At 69.0% G+C, this 15467-nt stretch carries 13 protein-coding genes; 6 read left to right on the top strand and 7 right to left on the bottom strand.

Going from position 1 to position 15467, the window contains the following annotated elements; all coding sequences use genetic code 11:
- The first annotated feature begins 74 nt into the window (after positions 1 to 74).
- Positions 75 to 1433 (top strand): MFS transporter, encoded by a 1359-nt coding sequence (locus AB0F44_RS10300; RefSeq protein WP_357355053.1) that lies wholly within the window; start codon positions 75 to 77, stop codon positions 1431 to 1433.
- A gap of 17 nt (positions 1434 to 1450) precedes the next feature.
- Positions 1451 to 2410 carry an ornithine cyclodeaminase family protein gene (locus AB0F44_RS10305; RefSeq protein WP_357355055.1) on the top strand — a complete coding sequence of 320 codons (960 nt, stop codon included), beginning with the start codon at positions 1451 to 1453 and terminating at the stop codon, positions 2408 to 2410.
- A gap of 153 nt (positions 2411 to 2563) precedes the next feature.
- Here AB0F44_RS10305 and AB0F44_RS10310 read toward each other — a convergent pair whose 3' ends face one another.
- Positions 2564 to 3448 (bottom strand): NUDIX domain-containing protein, encoded by an 885-nt coding sequence (locus tag AB0F44_RS10310; RefSeq protein WP_357355057.1) that lies wholly within the window; start codon positions 3446 to 3448, stop codon positions 2564 to 2566.
- A gap of 59 nt (positions 3449 to 3507) precedes the next feature.
- Positions 3508 to 4740 carry a geranylgeranyl reductase family protein gene (locus tag AB0F44_RS10315; RefSeq protein WP_357355059.1) on the bottom strand — a complete coding sequence of 411 codons (1233 nt, stop codon included), beginning with the start codon at positions 4738 to 4740 and terminating at the stop codon, positions 3508 to 3510.
- Positions 4741 to 4866: 126 nt separating this feature from the next.
- Here AB0F44_RS10315 and AB0F44_RS10320 point away from each other — a divergent pair, with 126 nt between their 5' ends.
- The 3 genes from AB0F44_RS10320 to AB0F44_RS10330 are packed head-to-tail and all read left to right on the top strand — an operon-like array spanning position 4867 to position 7662.
- Complete coding sequence (locus AB0F44_RS10320) at positions 4867 to 5925, top strand: iron ABC transporter permease (protein ID WP_357355061.1); 1059 nt, start codon at positions 4867 to 4869, stop codon at positions 5923 to 5925.
- A 16-nt stretch (positions 5926 to 5941) separates the two neighbouring features.
- Positions 5942 to 6910, top strand: coding sequence for an ABC transporter substrate-binding protein (locus AB0F44_RS10325; RefSeq protein WP_357355063.1), 969 nt, complete (start codon positions 5942 to 5944; stop codon positions 6908 to 6910).
- Positions 6907 to 7662, top strand: coding sequence for an ABC transporter ATP-binding protein (locus AB0F44_RS10330; protein ID WP_357355065.1), 756 nt, complete (start codon positions 6907 to 6909; stop codon positions 7660 to 7662). The genes AB0F44_RS10325 and AB0F44_RS10330 overlap by 4 nt, the downstream gene beginning before the upstream one ends.
- An 8-nt stretch (positions 7663 to 7670) precedes the next feature.
- Here the strand turns inward: AB0F44_RS10330 and AB0F44_RS10335 are convergent, their stop codons facing one another.
- The 4 genes from AB0F44_RS10335 to AB0F44_RS10350 form a co-directional block, all read right to left on the bottom strand.
- Entirely contained in the window at positions 7671 to 8156 is a 486-nt protein-coding gene (locus AB0F44_RS10335) for a pyridoxamine 5'-phosphate oxidase family protein (protein ID WP_357355067.1), read from the bottom strand.
- A 23-nt stretch (positions 8157 to 8179) separates the two neighbouring features.
- The gene (locus tag AB0F44_RS10340; RefSeq protein ID WP_357355069.1) at positions 8180 to 9247 is read right to left on the bottom strand and encodes a glycerophosphodiester phosphodiesterase family protein; all 1068 of its coding nucleotides are present in this window, start codon (positions 9245 to 9247) and stop codon (positions 8180 to 8182) included.
- A gap of 30 nt (positions 9248 to 9277) precedes the next feature.
- Complete coding sequence (locus AB0F44_RS10345) at positions 9278 to 9700, bottom strand: DUF4232 domain-containing protein (protein WP_357355071.1); 423 nt, start codon at positions 9698 to 9700, stop codon at positions 9278 to 9280.
- 344 nt (positions 9701 to 10044) lie between these two features.
- Positions 10045 to 10431 (bottom strand): helix-turn-helix domain-containing protein, encoded by a 387-nt coding sequence (locus tag AB0F44_RS10350; RefSeq protein ID WP_350663364.1) that lies wholly within the window; start codon positions 10429 to 10431, stop codon positions 10045 to 10047.
- A 110-nt stretch (positions 10432 to 10541) separates the two neighbouring features.
- Here AB0F44_RS10350 and AB0F44_RS10355 point away from each other — a divergent pair, with 110 nt between their 5' ends.
- Positions 10542 to 11423, top strand: a complete 882-nt coding sequence (locus tag AB0F44_RS10355) for an alcohol dehydrogenase catalytic domain-containing protein (protein WP_357355073.1) — start codon at positions 10542 to 10544, stop codon at positions 11421 to 11423.
- A 143-nt stretch (positions 11424 to 11566) separates the two neighbouring features.
- Here AB0F44_RS10355 and AB0F44_RS10360 read toward each other — a convergent pair whose 3' ends face one another.
- Positions 11567 to 15442 carry a DNA-directed RNA polymerase subunit beta' gene (locus AB0F44_RS10360; RefSeq protein WP_357355075.1) on the bottom strand — a complete coding sequence of 1292 codons (3876 nt, stop codon included), beginning with the start codon at positions 15440 to 15442 and terminating at the stop codon, positions 11567 to 11569.
- Positions 15443 to 15467: the final 25 nt, after the last annotated feature.

Below are 15467 nucleotides of genomic sequence, written 5' to 3' on the forward strand. Positions count from 1 at the left end.
TGAGCGATATTCGACTCTCATATAATGGGACAGCCCGCGAGAGCGCGGGCACTTCCAGACCTCGGAGAGAGACCATGTCCGCCACCCCCGCACCGGCCAACCCGCGCTCGCGCGTGCTCGTCGCCAGTCTCATCGGGACGACGATCGAGTTCTACGACTTCTACGCGTACGCGACGGCAGCCGTCCTCGTCTTCCCCGCCCTCTTCTTCCCGGCCGGCGACCCGACCACCGCGCTCCTGGCGAGCTTCGCGGTCTTCGGCGCCGCGATGGTCGCCCGCCCCGTCGGCGCGATCTTCTTCGGCCACCTCGGCGACCGGCTCGGCCGCAAGACGACCTTGGTCATCTCGCTGCTCACCATGGGCATCGCGACCTTCCTGATCGGCGCGCTCCCGACGTACGAGACCGTCGGCTGGGTCGCCACCGCGCTGCTCGTGCTGATGCGACTGGCCCAGGGCTTCGCGCTCGGCGGCGAGTGGAGCGGTGCCGCGCTGGTCGCGACCGAGAACGCCCCCGAGGGCAAGCGCGCGATCTTCGGTACGTTCCCGCAGCTCGGCGCCCCGCTGGGCTTCATCCTCTCCAACGGCCTGTTCCTGGCCATCGCGGCGCTGCTCTCCGCCGAGGGCGCCGACCCGACCAAGCCCTCCGACGCCTTCCTGGCGTGGGGCTGGCGGGTGCCGTTCCTCTTCTCCGCGGTCATGGTCATCGTCGGCCTGTGGGTCCGACTGCGCCTGGTCGAGAGCGACGTGTTCACCAAGAGCCAGGACGCCGGCCTGGTCCGCAAGGTCCCGCTGGCCTCGGTCGTGCGCAACCAGGGCAAGCAGCTGGTCCTCGGCACCTTCTTCATGCTGGCGACGTACGTCCTCTTCTATCTGATGACCGCGTTCTCGCTGTCGTTCGGCACCGCCGCCAAGGACCTCCCGGTGCCCGGCCTGGGCTACGGCTACACGACCTTCGTGCTGATGCTGATCTTCGGCGTGATCTTCTTCGGCATCTTCACCACGGTCTCCGGGCCGCTGGCCGAGCGCTACGGCCGCCGCCGGCTGCTGATCGCGGTCACCCTCGGGATCATCGTCTTCGGCCTGGCCTGGGTGCCGCTGGTCAACGCCGGCACCGTCGGCGTACTCCTCTGGCTCGTCCTCGGCTTCTCCCTGATGGGCCTCACCTTCGGCCCGATGGGCGCGCTGCTGCCGGAGCTCTTCCCGACCAGCGTGCGCTACACCGGCTCCGGCATCTCCTACAACGTCGCCTCGATCCTCGGCGCCGCGGTCGCGCCGTTCATCGCGGTCGCGCTGTGGAAGCAGGCCGACGGCTCGCCCGTCCTGGTCGGCGTCTACCTCTCCGTGATGGCCGTGATCACCCTGATCTCGCTGGTCATCGGCAAGGAGACCAAGGACGTGGCGCTCGAGGAGACCCCGGAGAAGACCACCGTCTGACCGTCTACCGTGGCGGGGTGACCGTCAGAATCCTCTCCGCCACAGACGTACGCAGCATCTTCACGCCCCGCCTCGCGCTGGAGTCCCAGCGCGAGGCGTTCACCCGACTAGGAGCCGGGGAGGCCGTCCAGCCTCCCCGGCTCCTGGTATCTGGACCGGACGAGTCGGTCTCCTTCTGCTACTCGTCCCGGATCGCCCCCGACGCCCCGGCGGTGAGCAAGTTCGGCAGCGTCAACCCGGCCAACGCCGCCCGCGGCCTCGGCGCTGTGCACTCGGTCATCACGGTCCTCGACGCCGAGACCGGCGCGCCGCGCGCGATCATCAACGGCGACAGCGTCACCGGCTTGCGTACCTCGGCCGCGACAACCCTCGCGATGCAGCAGGTCGCCCCCGAGGCCCAGAGCATGCTCGTCGTCGGCACCGGCGCCCAGGCCCGGGCCCACCTCGCAGCCTTCGCCGTGACCCATCCCGAAGCCGAGCTCTGGGTCTTCGGCCGGAACCCGGCCGCCGCCACCGAGATCGCCGCCGAGCACGGCGCCACCGCGAAGCCAGACCTGGAACAGGCCGTACGCAGCGCCGACATCGTCGTCCTCTGCACCTCATCCCTCACCCCGGTGATCGAGGACGCCTGGATCGCCGAGGGCACCACCGTTGCCAGCGTCGGCTCCTTCGCCCCCGACCGCGTCGAGCTGCCACCATCGCTGCTGGGCCGCTCCACCGTCGTCGTCGACTACCGCCCCTCGGCACTGACCGACTCCGGCCCCGTGGTCGAGGCCGTCGCCTCGGGTTTGGTCGACCCGGACCGGATCACCGACCTCGGCTCGCTCCTGACCGGCAACGCCGCCCTCGACCGCAGCCCGGCGAACGTCGTCACCTACCTCTCTGTAGGCGTAGGCGTCCAAGACGCAGCCGCCGCCGAGGTAATCCTGACCACAGCCGAGAAGCAGAACGTAGGCACCCAGGCCGCCCTGGATTAACCCCGTCGAGAAGTCAGAATCTGACGCCGAGACGTCAGTTCTTGGCGTCGAGATGTCGATTTATGCCGTCGATAAGTCGATTTTCCCATGCCACTCGGCGGCAAGGATTGACCTTTCACCGCCAGAAATCGACGCCTCGGCGTCAGACATCGACTACTCGGCGCCAGATTTCGACGCTTCGGCGACTAGGGCTGCCTGCACCACGTCCAGGAGGGGGAGGCTCGTCAGTTCGTCACGGGTCACCCAGCGGACGTCGTCGGTGGTGCCGTTCTGCTCGACCACCGTGGGGCTGGCGCCGTTGGGGACTGTCGCCGCGAAGATCAGGTGGACGCCGTGGAACTCCTCGTGACGACCGCTGGGGGCCGTGCCGGTGATGTTCACGTCGTGCACGTCGAGCAGGGCACCGACCTCGCAGGTGAGACCGCACTCCTCGACCACCTCGCGGATCAGCGCCTCCCGCGGCTGCTCGCCGAAGTCGACCCCGCCACCAGGCAGCGTCCACGTGCCCGAGTGGTAGCCGAGCGGTGAGATCCGGGTGAGCAGGATCGCGTCGTCGGAGGGGCGGGTGATGAAGGCGTACGCCGCCAACCGCTGCATCCGCGACGGCTTGTGCACCTCGAGGGCATCGGTGACCAGCGGAGACGTCGGGATCTCGCCGCTCGTCACCGCGGCCAGGGGCAGCCAGGCCGCCTCCGCGGTGGACCCGTCGACCTCCATCGTCTGCGGCTCCGGAGCGTCATGAGGCACCCAGCCGTCGTAGACGATCCGGATCGCGTGGGAGTTGACCCGACGGCCCAGCCGCCAGGCCTTGGCCTGATGGACGGAGTAGACCCGCGCCTCGATGCCGACCTCGACCGGCACCCCGGCCTCCTCGTAGACCTCGCGCACGACCGCGTCGCGCGGGTCCTCGCCGTGGTCGATCCCGCCTCCGGGCAGCGTCCACCGCTCCTCCGGCGTGACCTTCTCCGAGAGCCGGCTGAGCAGGATCTCCGGCTCAGCGGCCGCACCCGCCCGGATGATGACGGCGTACGCCCCCACCCGCTGCACCTTCGGAAGCTTGCGTCGCCGCCCACTGCGGCCCCGATTCCGCGTCGCCATCAGCTGAACGGGGGTCGGGAGTCGAGAGCCAGCGAGCGGCGACCGGCCCAGCGCCACACCTTGGCGGCCCGGTCGCGGTCGTCGTCGGTGACCAGGTTGCCCATCCACCGCAGGGCCAGCGTCATCAGCCAGTCGGAGCGCATTCCCGCAGGTCCGAGGGTGGCTACCAGGCGCGGACGGGTCGCGATCCCGGCCAGACGGCGGGCGATGGAGAACGCCTCGCCGTAGTGCTCACGCAGGGTCGCCGGCCAGGCGGTGGCCAGGTCCTCACCTGCGATCAGTGCGTCGGCGACCATCCGTCCGGTCTCGAGGCCGTAGTCGATCCCTTCACCGTTGAGCGGGTTCACGCACCCGGCGGCATCGCCGATCAGCGCCCAGTTGGCGCCGGCGACACCGGAGACCGCACCACCCATCGGCAGCAGGGCGGACTTCTCCGCCCGCAGCTCGCCGGTGAGCCCGAACTGCTCGCGGCACTGCTCGGTGTAGTGCCTCATCAGTGGCTTGATCGCGACATCAGCCGGCCGCTTCGAGGTGGCCAGCGCACCCGCGCCGATGTTCACCTCGCCCGATCCCAGCGGGAAGATCCAGCCGTATCCCGGCAGCGCCTCACCGGACTCGTCACGCAGCTCGAGGTGGGAGGAGATCCACTCGTCATCGGCCTGGTCGGAGGCGATGTAGGCCCGCCCGGCGACGCCGTAGACGGTGTCGCGGTGCCACTCCCGGCCCAGCACCTTGCCGAGCGGCGAGCGCACGCCGTCGGCGACCACGACCGACCGGCAGACGACCTCGTGGCCGCCCTCGAAGACGACAGCGGCGATCCGTTCCCCATCCCATCGCACATCAACCGCGCGTACGCCGTCGACAGCGATCGCGCCCGACTTGATGGCAACCGTGCGCAGGTGATCGTCGAGCTCGGTCCGCGGCACAGCCGAGCCCCACGACGGCAGCGTTCCGCCGGGCCACGGCAGGTGCAGCGTCTGCCCGAAGCCGTGCGCACGCAGGCCCTTCGAGACCGGGTGCGCACGCAGCCAGTCCTCCAGCCCGAGCCGGACCAGCTCGTGCGTCGCACGCGGGGTCAGCCCGTCGCCGCAGGTCTTGTCGCGCGGGAAGACGGCCGCGTCGGTCAGCAGGACATCGACCCCGGCGCGCGCCAGCCAGGCCGCCGCGGCCGAGCCCGCAGGCCCTGCCCCCACGACGAGCACGTCAGCTGACTGCGGAAGGGACGATGTCATGCGCATATCTTCCCAGAACCGGCCAGCGGCCCGCGAAAGAACCCTCACCTCCGGTCGAAGCCAGCCTCTGCTACGTTATTGCAAGTTCTTCGCATTAGTCCCGAAGCAGTCTCGGAAGGCCCCCACGTGCACGACCCTCTCGGCGTACGCCGCCGTCGCCGGCGCGCCGTCATCTGGCTCCTGGGCCTCCTCGCAGCCGCCATGGTGACGGTCGTCGTCGCGGTCGGGCTGGGTGCTGCGTACGTCTCTCCGGGGACGGTCGCCCGGATCCTCGGCCACCACCTCCTCGGCCTGCCCGAGGCCGGCTGGAAGGCCACCGAGGAGGCGATCGTGTGGAAGGTACGCCTCCCCCGCGTGCTCCTCGGCGCCCTGGTCGGCGCGGGCCTGGCCATCACCGGCATGGCATTGCAGGCGATGGTCCGCAACATGCTCGCCGACCCCTACCTGCTCGGGATCAACTCCGGCGCCTCCAGCGGCGCCGCGGCGGCGATCCTCTTCGGCGCGGGCACCGGCCTGGGGGCGTACGCCCTGCCCGGCTCCGCCTTCCTCGGCGCCCTCGCAGCCTCGTTCCTGGTGTTCGCCCTCGCTCGCAGCGGTGGCCGGGTCACCTCGCTGCGGCTGCTGCTCTCCGGTGTCGCGGTCGGCTACCTCCTCTACGGCCTGACCAGCTTCCTGATCTTCGCCTCGGGCTCGGCCGAGGGGGCGCGGTCGGTGATGTTCTGGCTGCTCGGCTCGCTCGGCCTGGCCCAGTGGGACGGCCTGCTGGCCGTCGTCGCCGTCGCCGTGCTCGCCACCACCGTCTTGCTGACCCTGTCCGGACGCGGCCTCGACGCGCTCGCGATCGGCGACGAGACCGCGCACACCCTCGGCATCTCCCCCGACCGCTTCCGCACCCTGCTGCTGGTCCTCGTGGCGCTGACCGTGGGAGTGGTCGTCTCCGCCGCAGGCAGCATCGGCTTCGTCGGCCTAGTCGTGCCCCACCTGGCCCGCCGTGCGGTCGGCTCCGCCCACTCCGTGGCGATCCCGGCCGCCGCCCTCATGGGCGCGGTCCTGCTGGTCTGGGCCGACGTGCTCGCCCGGGTGCTCCTCCAGCCCCAGGAGATCCCGATCGGGATCGTCACCGCGCTCCTGGGCGCCCCGTTCCTCATCGTCCTCATCCGGCGCTTCTCGGCGCGCGACGTCTGACCATCAAGGAGCCGAAATGATCCGCCCCATGCTCGCCACCGCCGCCCTCGTGCTGGCCACGACGACCGCGTGCGGCGCCGACGCGGCCGGCGACGGGCCCGCAACCGCCGGCTTCCCGGTCACCATCGAGAATTGCGGCGCCGAGGTCACCTTCGACGCTCCGCCGGAACGCGTCGTGATGCTGAAGAGCTCGGCGGTGCCCTACCTGCACGCGCTCGGCGTGATGGACCAGGTCGTGGCCAGGGCCGGCGATTATCCGGCCGACTACTACGACGCCGAGACCCAGGCGGAGCTCGACGACATCCCGCTGCTCACTGACGAGATGGACACCGGCGGTCACCTGCAGATCTCCAAGGAGATCGTGATCGCCGAGGAGCCCGACCTGGTCCTCGGCGAGGTCGACAACCTCTCCCGGGACACCCTCGACGCCGTCGACATCGACCTCCTCGAGGAGCCGGCGATGTGCCCCGACGGCGTCGACGACCCCGGCTTCGACGACGTCTACCGCCAACTGGAGGCCTACGGCAAGGTCTTCGACCGCAAGGACGAAGCCGCCAAGGCTGTCGCTGACCTGCGCAAACGCGTCACGGATCTGGCGAAGGAGAAGGTCGGCGAGGGACGTACGGCGGCGGTGCTCTACCCCACCGTCGGCGGCGGTGTGACCTACGCCTACGGCACCAGGTCGATGGCCCATCCGCAGCTGGAGGCGGCCGGGTTCGAGGACGTCTTCGCCGACGTCGACGAGCGCGTCTTCGAGGTCTCGACCGAGGAACTCCTGGAGCGCGACCCCGACGTCATCATCCTGCTCCACAACGCCGGCGACCCTGCGAAGGTCGAGGAGTCGATCACCCAGCTCGCCGGCGCGGAGGACCTCACCGCGATCAAGAACGGCGACGTGATGGCGCAGCTGTTCAACTTCACCGAGCCGCCTTCAGCCCTCTCCGTCGACGGCCTCGAGCGGATCATCGACAGGTTCGGCCGGTGATCGAGGCAGCGGGCCTGTCCTGGACGTACGGCACCACGACGATCCTCGAGGACGTCGATGTCGCCTCCCACGAGGGCCGGGTGCTCGGTCTGATCGGCCCGAACGGGAGCGGCAAGACGACGCTGCTCCGGCTGCTCTACGGCGCGCTGCGGGGCAGCGGCACCGTCGAGATCGACGGCGACGACCTCGCCGGGCTCCCCGCCAAGCAGGTCGCCCGGCGCCTGGCAGTGGTGGTCCAGGAGTCCGGCACCGACACCACGTTGACCGCCGGTGAGATGGTCCTGCTGGGACGTACCCCGCACCTGTCCGCCTTCGCCAGAGCCGGTGAGCACGACCTGGCCGTCGCGGCGGAGTGCCTGGAGCGGGTCGGCGGAACCCACCTCGGTCCGCGCTCGTTCGCTGCTCTCTCCGGGGGCGAGAGACAACGGGTGCTCATCGCAAGGGCGCTGGCCCAGGAGGCGACCCACCTGCTCCTCGACGAGCCGACCAACCACCTAGACATCCGCTACCAGCACGAGATCCTCTCCCTGGTCCGGAAGCTGGGGACGACGGCGATCGTCGTGCTCCACGACCTCAACTTGGCGGCCCGCTACTGCGACGACCTGGTCCTGCTCGACCAGCGCCGCGTCGCCGCCCGCGGCACCGTCGACGAGGTGCTCCGCCCCGAGATCCTGGAGCCGGTCTACGACATCGGCATCGAGCGGCTCGAGCTCCGCGAGGAGATCCACCTCCTCTTCCGTCCGTCGGCCTGAGCCGGACCTCAGATCTCCGGGGCGGCCTCGACCCTGGTCTCGGGCACGGCCTCGTCGTCCGGGTCGACGCCCGGAAGGTGCGCCTCCCAGAGCTCGACGTCCATCACGTAGAGCCGGAGCGACGCCTCGCCGCGCAGCTGCTCGGGCTTGAACGCCCGGGCCGTCCCGACCAGCCGGTGGAACGCCACCTCGCAGCGCCTCTCGAGCTCGAAGTCGGGCACCTGGCGCGCCATCCCGGTGACGTACGCAGCGCTCGCCCCGTACCCCGGCAGCACCGAGGAGTCGAAGATGACCCCGGCCACGCGCGGGTCGCGGATGAGGTTGCGGGAGTGCTGCGCGTCGGGCGCCGAGACCCAGTAGAGGTCCCGGTAGCCGTCGTGGGAGAAGTAGACCGGCGACGTACGCGGCCGGCCATCGGGATCCGAGGTCGCGAGCACCAGGTAGGCGACGCCGTCGACGATCCCGCGGACGTGTCTGTCCAGATCAGCTGCCATACCCCAGAGGGTAAACGACTTTCTTAGCGGTGACCTCGGTATATGCGCGGCAGCTTGTAGCCGTGCTCGGCCAGCACCTCGCGCAGCACGTCCGGCCTGTCGGTGATCAGCCCGTCGACGCCGAGCCCGATCAGGTGCTCCATCGTGGCGACGTCGTCCACCGTCCACGGCACGACCGCGATGCCGCGCGCGTGCGCCGCGTCGACCAGCTCCTGGGTCGTGAACGGCACGTAGCCCGGGTCCGACACCGAGCCGCCCTGCGGGTCACCGTGGACCGGCGAGACGGCATCCGCCCCGAACGAGTCCGCGGCCGCGACGTACCTTTCCTGCAGCGACCCCTCGAAGTCGTCGATGTCGATCCCGCCCAGCCACGGCGAGGCGCCCGGCCGTCCCTGCTGGAGGAACTGCTGCCCATTGGTCAGCGCGACGATCGGCAGCCGCGGCTCGACCTCACGGAACCGCTTCAGCGCACCCCAGTCGAAGCTCTGGATCGTGACCTGGTTGCGGATGTGCGCCCGCCTGATCTCGGCCAGGACGACGCGTACGAACTGCTCGCGCGGCGCGGTCTGCTCCGGCGCTCCAGCCTCGACCTTCGTCTCCACGTTCAGCTCGACCTGCCCGGCGTGGTAGCTGTTGACCAGCGCAAACACCTCCGAGAGCAACGGCATCCGCTCGCCCGGCGAGAGCACCTGGTCAGGGAACTGCGGCTGTCGCAGCGACCCGCAGTCGATCGTCCGCACCTGCGCGAGCGTCAGGTCCTTGATGTAGGTCCGGCTCGGGACGTACGGGAACTCCGGGTCATCGGGGAACGCCGGCGAGGTGTCGACGCACTTGGCCGGGTTCGGGTCCCGGTCGTGCGTCACGATCGCATGGCCGTCCTCGGTGATCTGCACATCGAGCTCGAGAGTGCTCACGCCCAGCTGGAGCGCCCGCTCGAAGGCCGGGAGCGTGTTCTCGACCGTCAGCGCGATGCCGCCACGGTGCGCCTGGAGGTCGAACGTACGCGGATCGTTCCCGGCGTGAGCCGGGATGATGGCGGAGCTCGCCAGGAGCGCCGCGGACACGAGGAGGCCTGCTCGGACACGTCTCATGCCCGACAGGATCGCGCAGGCGGATGGCCGCTAGTGGAACGCGTGATGAGACAGGAGCGACACGTTCTTGTCCGCACACCCGGTCGTCTCGTGACGGACGAACTGCGAGTCGTAGGAGTCGGGCACGTAGACCCGGAACCCATCCACCTTGGCCGGCTTGCAGGCCGAGGCCGGGTAGTTCTCGGCGGTCGACTCGGCGACCTCGCTCACCGCCACCTGCCCCGGCTTCATGATCACCTTGCGCCACTTGCCCTCACGCGCCGCCGGCGCGCCGATCTGGGTGCCGTCGCCACCCCCGACGTACGACAGCCCACCGAAGCCCCCAAGAGCACAGGCACGATCGGAGACGTTGGTCAGCGTGATCTCGCCGAACCGCGATCCCGCGCCCGCGTCGGTCGCGCGATAGCCGGCCTTCAGATCGGCATTGGTGCACTTCGGCGTCTCCGGATCCATCGGCGCAGGGTCAGAGGGAGCAGAGGACTCAGTCCTCACCGGCGAACCCCCCGTGGCCGCCGGTGAGGACTGAGTCGGGGACGATGGTGTGCTGCTCGCTTGGGCGGGATCCGCGGTCCCGGCGGCAGATGGTGACGAGTCGACCGCCCCGTCTTTCGTCGACCCACAACCTCCCACCGCGAGCACGCCGAGGACCCCGATTCCGACCACCATCAGTCGCAGGTGCCGCATCTTCGCTCCTCGAGTAGCAGATGCCAGCTAGATAGATCCAGCCAGTTAACTCATCGTCCCAACCCTGAGACGCGCGGACCGTTCGCTTCGTTGCGTCGGATCCCGAGAAAATCTCAGACCCTGCTGTCGTACGCCGTCCGGGCCGCGTCCACCTCCGGCATGTGCTCCTCGGCCCAGGCCTTGAGGTGGCCGATGACCGGCAGCAGCGTCTGCCCGAGCGGGGTTAGCTCGTAGTCGGTCCGCATCGGCACCGACGGCGTCACCGTGCGGGTCAGCAGACCGTCGCGCTCCATCCTCCGCAGCGACTGGGTCAGCATCTTCTGGCTCACCCCTTCGATCTGCGAGGCCAGCTCCGAATACCGCAGCGGTCCACGCAGACCGATCGCCACGATCGCCAGGCTCACCCACTTGTCACCGATCGTGTCCAGCAGCCGCCGGCTCGGACACAGCGCCGAGAATGCGTCGAATCCGCTCGGCCGCTCGGCCGTCGTCGTCCCCATGGCAAACCTCCAGGTGCGTACGTCACTTCAAAGTGCCTTCTTCCCAAAAGAGAGTAGGGCACCGAAAGTAGTACTTACAACCATTCGACCACAGCAAAAGGACGAACACCATGTACGCACTCATCTCCCGCGCCGGCGACCCGACCCCGCGCCTCGAGGAGCTCCCGGCCCAGCAGCTCGGCGCCGACGAGATCCGGGTCGAGGTGGCCGCTGCCGGCTTCACCCTCTTCGACGCCTTCGTCGCCAGCGACCACGCAGCCATCGGCCTCCCCGACGTGATCGGCCTCGGCTTCGACTTCAGTGGCGTGGTCACCGAGATCGGCGAGGAGGTCACCGGATTCGCCGTCGGCGACCGCGTCGCAGGCCTCCACGGCAACCCGGCCGCAGGCGCGCGAGCCCACGCGACCGAGATCGTGCTCGCCGCCGCCGACGCAGCGGCCGTACCCGACGGACTCACCCTCGAGGCGGCGGCCGCGGCTCCGCTCAACGCGCTCACCGCTCGCCAGGCGCTCGACCTGCTCGGCCCCGAACGCGGCAGCCTCCTCGTCACCGGTGCCGCCGGCGGCGTCGGCCTGTGGGCACTGGGGCTGGCGAAAGCCGACGGTTGGACCGTCGACGCCCTGGTACGCCCCGGCACCGAGCACCTCGCCACCGGCGCCGACCGCGCCGTCACCGAGATCGAGCCGAACGCCCACGACGCCGTCCTCGATCTGGCGGCACTCAACGAACCGGCCCTGGCAGGCGTACGCGACGGCGGCCGCTACGTCAGCGTCAAGCCCGGCCGCGCGCCGGCGTCCGAGCGCGGCATCGAGGTCTCGACCGCGCTGAACAATCCCGACGGAGCGGTCCTCGCCGACCTCCTCCGGTTCGCGGCCGCCGGCTCGGTGCCGACCCGGATCGCCGCGACCCGCCCGCTGAGCAAGGCCGCCGAGGCCTACCAGGAGGCCCTGGCGGCGCCGGGCTCGGACGGTCGCTGGCTCCTCGTGCCCTGACTGAGCCCTGACAAAAGTGCGAAGGCCCCGCCTCCCGAGGGAGGCGGGGCCTTCTAGACCACTCGATGCCGCCTACGGCGGCTTACTCCTTCGCTCGGCGCGGAGGCACGAGCAAGCTCGACCTCCGACCTCGCTCAGTCGTCTCAGCTCTGGTACGAACCAAAGTCGAAGTCGTCCAGCGCGACGGCCTGGCCGCCGGTGTTGCCGAACTCGTAGTCGTAGTTGTCGTAACCGGTCACGGAGTACGCCGCGGCACGAGCCTCATCGGTCGGCTCGACCTTGATGTTCCGGTAGCGCTCCAGGCCGGTGCCGGCCGGGATGAGCTTACCGATGATGACGTTCTCCTTCAGACCGCGCAGCGAGTCCGAGCGGCCGTTGATGGCAGCGTCGGTGAGGACGCGGGTGGTCTCCTGGAAGGAGGCCGCCGACAGCCAGGACTCGGTGGCCAGCGAGGCCTTGGTGATGCCCATCAGCTCCGGACGACCCGAGGCCGGCTTGCCGCCCTCGGAGACCACGCGCCGGTTCTCCGACTCGAAGTCGATGCGGTCGGCCAGGTCGGACGGCAGCAGGTTGGTGTCACCGGACTCGAGCACCGTGATCCGGCGCAGCATCTGCCGCACGATGATCTCGATGTGCTTGTCGTGGATGGACACACCCTGCGACCGGTAGACCTGCTGAACCTCGTCGACGAGGTGCTGCTGGGTCTTGCGGACACCGAGGATACGGAGGACCTCCTTGGGGTCCGGCGTACCGATGGTCAGCGGCGCGCCGACCTCGATGTGGTCGCCGTCGCCGACGCGCAGACGCGAGCGGCGCGACACCACGTACTCCTTGACCTCGGAACCGTCGTCCGGGGTGACCAGGACCTTGCGGGCCTTGTCGGTCTCCTCGATCTCGATGCGACCGGCGACCTCGGAGATCGGCGTGACACCCTTCGGCGTACGCGCCTCGAAGAGCTCGACGACACGCGGCAGACCCTGCGTGATGTCGTCGGCCGAGGCCACACCACCGGTGTGGAACGTACGCATGGTCAGCTGGGTGCCGGGCTCACCGATGGACTGGGCGGCGATGATGCCGACCGCCTCACCGATGTCGACGAGCTTGCCGGTGGCCAGCGAGCGGCCGTAGCACTTGGCACACGTACCCGTGCGGGCCTCACAGGTGAGGACCGAACGGACCTTGACCTCGGTGATGCCGGCGCGAACCAGCTCCTCGATCTTGACGTCGCCCAGGTCCTCGCCGGCGACCGCGAGAACCTCGCCGGTCGACGGGTGCTCGATGTCGACAGCAGCCGTGCGAGCGTACGCAGCGGTCTCGGCGTTGTCGTCCTTGACGACGACGCCGCCCTGGTCGACACCGATGACCTTGGGCAGACCGCGCTCGGTGCCACAGTCGTCCTCACGGATGATGACGTCCTGCGAGACGTCCACCAGACGACGGGTCAGGTAACCCGAGTCGGCGGTACGCAGCGCGGTGTCGGCCAGACCCTTACGAGCACCGTGGGTGGAGATGAAGTACTCCAGGACGGAGAGACCCTCGCGGAAGTTCGACTTGATCGGCCGCGGGATGATCTCGCCCTTCGGGTTGGCCACCAGGCCTCGCATGGCGCCGACCTGGCGGATCTGGTTGAAGTTACCCGAAGCACCCGAGGTGACCTGCATGAAGATCGGGTTCTTCTTGTCGAACGCCGCCTCCATGGCAGCACCGACGACCTTGGCAGCCTCGGTCCAGATCTCGACGAGCTCCTGACGGCGCTCCTCGTCGGTGACCAGACCACGCTCGAACTGCTTCTGCACCTTGGCAGCCTGCGCCTCGAACGTCTCCAGGATCTCGGCCTTGTTCGGCGGCGTGGTGACGTCGTCGATGGAGACCGTGACACCCGAACGGGTGGCCCAGTGGAAGCCGTTGTCCTTGAGCGCGTCCAGCGACGCCGCGACCTCGACCTTGGTGTAGCGCTCGGCCAGGTCGTTGATGATCGCGCCGAGCTGCTTCTTACCGACCTCGTAGTTCACGAAGGGGTAGTCGGCGGGGAGGGTGTCGTTGAAGATCACCCGGCCCAGCGTGGTCTCGAGCACGAGCGGGTTGCCTTCGGTCCAGCCCTCCGGCACGTCGTAGCCGATCGGCGGGACGATGTCGTCGAGGCGGATCTTGACCTTCGACTGCAGCGTGATCTCGAGGTGGTCGAAGGCCATGATGGCCTCGGCCGGGGACGAGAACGCACGGCCCTCGCCGGTCTCACCCTCGCGGTCGGAGGTGATGAAGTAGAGACCGATGATCATGTCCTGGGTCGGCATGGTGACCGGACGACCGTCGGACGGCTTGAGGATGTTGTTGGTCGAGAGCATCAGGATGCGAGCCTCGGCCTGGGCCTCTGCCGACAGCGGCAGGTGGACAGCCATCTGGTCACCGTCGAAGTCCGCGTTGAACGCGGTGCAGACGAGCGGGTGCAGCTGGATGGCCTTACCCTCGATGAGCTGCGGCTCGAAGGCCTGGATGCCGAGGCGGTGCAGGGTGGGCGCACGGTTCAGCAGAACCGGGTGCTCGGTGATGACCTCTTCGAGGACGTCCCACACGACCGGGCGAGCACGCTCGACCATCCGCTTGGCGGACTTGATGTTCTGAGCGTGGCTCAGGTCCACCAGGCGCTTCATCACGAACGGCTTGAACAGCTCCAGGGCCATCTGCTTCGGCAGACCGCACTGGTGCAGCTTGAGCTGCGGACCCGACACGATGACCGAACGGCCGGAGTAGTCGACGCGCTTACCGAGGAGGTTCTGACGGAAGCGACCCTGCTTGCCCTTGAGCATGTCGGAGAGCGACTTCAGCGGACGGTTGCCCGGCCCGGTGACCGGGCGGCCACGACGACCGTTGTCGAACAGTGAGTCGACGGCCTCCTGCAGCATCCGCTTCTCGTTGTTCACGATGATCTCGGGGGCACCGAGGTCGAGGAGACGCTTGAGGCGGTTGTTGCGGTTGATCACACGACGGTAGAGGTCGTTGAGGTCGGAGGTCGCGAAGCGGCCACCGTCGAGCTGCACCATCGGGCGCAGGTCCGGCGGGATGACCGGGACGGCGTCGAGCACCATGCCGGTCGGCTTGTTGCCGGTCTTGCGGAAGGCGTCGACGACCTTGAGGCGCTTGAGCGCGCGGACCTTGCGCTGACCCTTGCCGGTGGCGATGGTCTCGCGCAGGTTCTCGACCTCGGCCTCGATGTCGAAGTTCTCGAGGCGCTTCTGGATCGCCGTGGCGCCCATGTGGCCCTCGAAGTACTTCCCGAACCAGGTCTTCATCTCGCGGTAGAGCAGCTCGTCGCCCATGAGGTCCTGGACCTTCAGGTTCTTGAAGGTGTCCCAGACCTCGTCGAGACGGTTGACCTCACGCTCGGTGCGGTCGCGCAGCTGCTTCATCTCGCGCTCGGCGCCGTCCTTGACCTTGCGCTTGGCGTCGGACTTGGCGCCCTCGGCCTCAAGCGCGGCCAGGTCGGTCTCGAGCTTCTTGGCGCGGTCGTTGATCGCCACGTCGAGCCGGCCGGTCAGCATCTTGCGCTGCTGGTCGACCTTGGCCTCGAGCGAGGACAGGTCGCGGTGACGCGAGTCCTCGTCGACCGAGGTGATCATGTACGCAGCGAAGTAGATGACCTTCTCCAGGTCCTTCGGAGCGAGGTCGAGCAGGTAGCCCAGCCGCGACGGAACGCCCTTGAAGTACCAGATGTGGGTCACCGGAGCGGCGAGCTCGATGTGGCCCATCCGCTCGCGGCGTACCTTCGAGCGGGTGACCTCGACGCCACAGCGCTCACAGATGATGCCCTTGAAGCGCACGCGCTTGTACTTGCCGCAGTAGCACTCCCAGTCCCGGGTGGGACCGAAGATCTTCTCGCAGAAGAGGCCGTCACGCTCGGGCTTGAGCGTGCGGTAGTTGATGGTCTCAGGCTTCTTGACCTCGCCGTGGCTCCACGCGCGGATCTCGTCCGCGGTGGCCAGGCCGATCTTGAGCTGATCGAAGAAGTTGACGTCGAGCACGGTGGCTTCCAGTTCCTTCGTTAGT

The organism is Nocardioides sp. NPDC023903 (genome assembly GCF_040639295.1).
Taxonomy (GTDB): Bacteria; Actinomycetota; Actinomycetes; order Propionibacteriales; family Nocardioidaceae; genus Nocardioides.

Coding starts and splice junctions, on each gene's coding strand:
- AB0F44_RS10300 (WP_357355053.1), top strand. CDS start 75: ATGTCCGCCACCCCCGCACCGGCCAACCCGCGCTCGCGCGTGCTCGTC.
- AB0F44_RS10315 (WP_357355059.1), bottom strand. CDS start 4,740: ATGACATCGTCCCTTCCGCAGTCAGCTGACGTGCTCGTCGTGGGGGCA.
- AB0F44_RS10325 (WP_357355063.1), top strand. CDS start 5,942: ATGATCCGCCCCATGCTCGCCACCGCCGCCCTCGTGCTGGCCACGACG.
- AB0F44_RS10335 (WP_357355067.1), bottom strand. CDS start 8,156: ATGGCAGCTGATCTGGACAGACACGTCCGCGGGATCGTCGACGGCGTC.
- AB0F44_RS10340 (WP_357355069.1), bottom strand. CDS start 9,247: ATGAGACGTGTCCGAGCAGGCCTCCTCGTGTCCGCGGCGCTCCTGGCG.
- AB0F44_RS10345 (WP_357355071.1), bottom strand. CDS start 9,700: ATGGATCCGGAGACGCCGAAGTGCACCAATGCCGATCTGAAGGCCGGC.
- AB0F44_RS10350 (WP_350663364.1), bottom strand. CDS start 10,431: ATGGGGACGACGACGGCCGAGCGGCCGAGCGGATTCGACGCATTCTCG.
- AB0F44_RS10355 (WP_357355073.1), top strand. CDS start 10,542: ATGTACGCACTCATCTCCCGCGCCGGCGACCCGACCCCGCGCCTCGAG.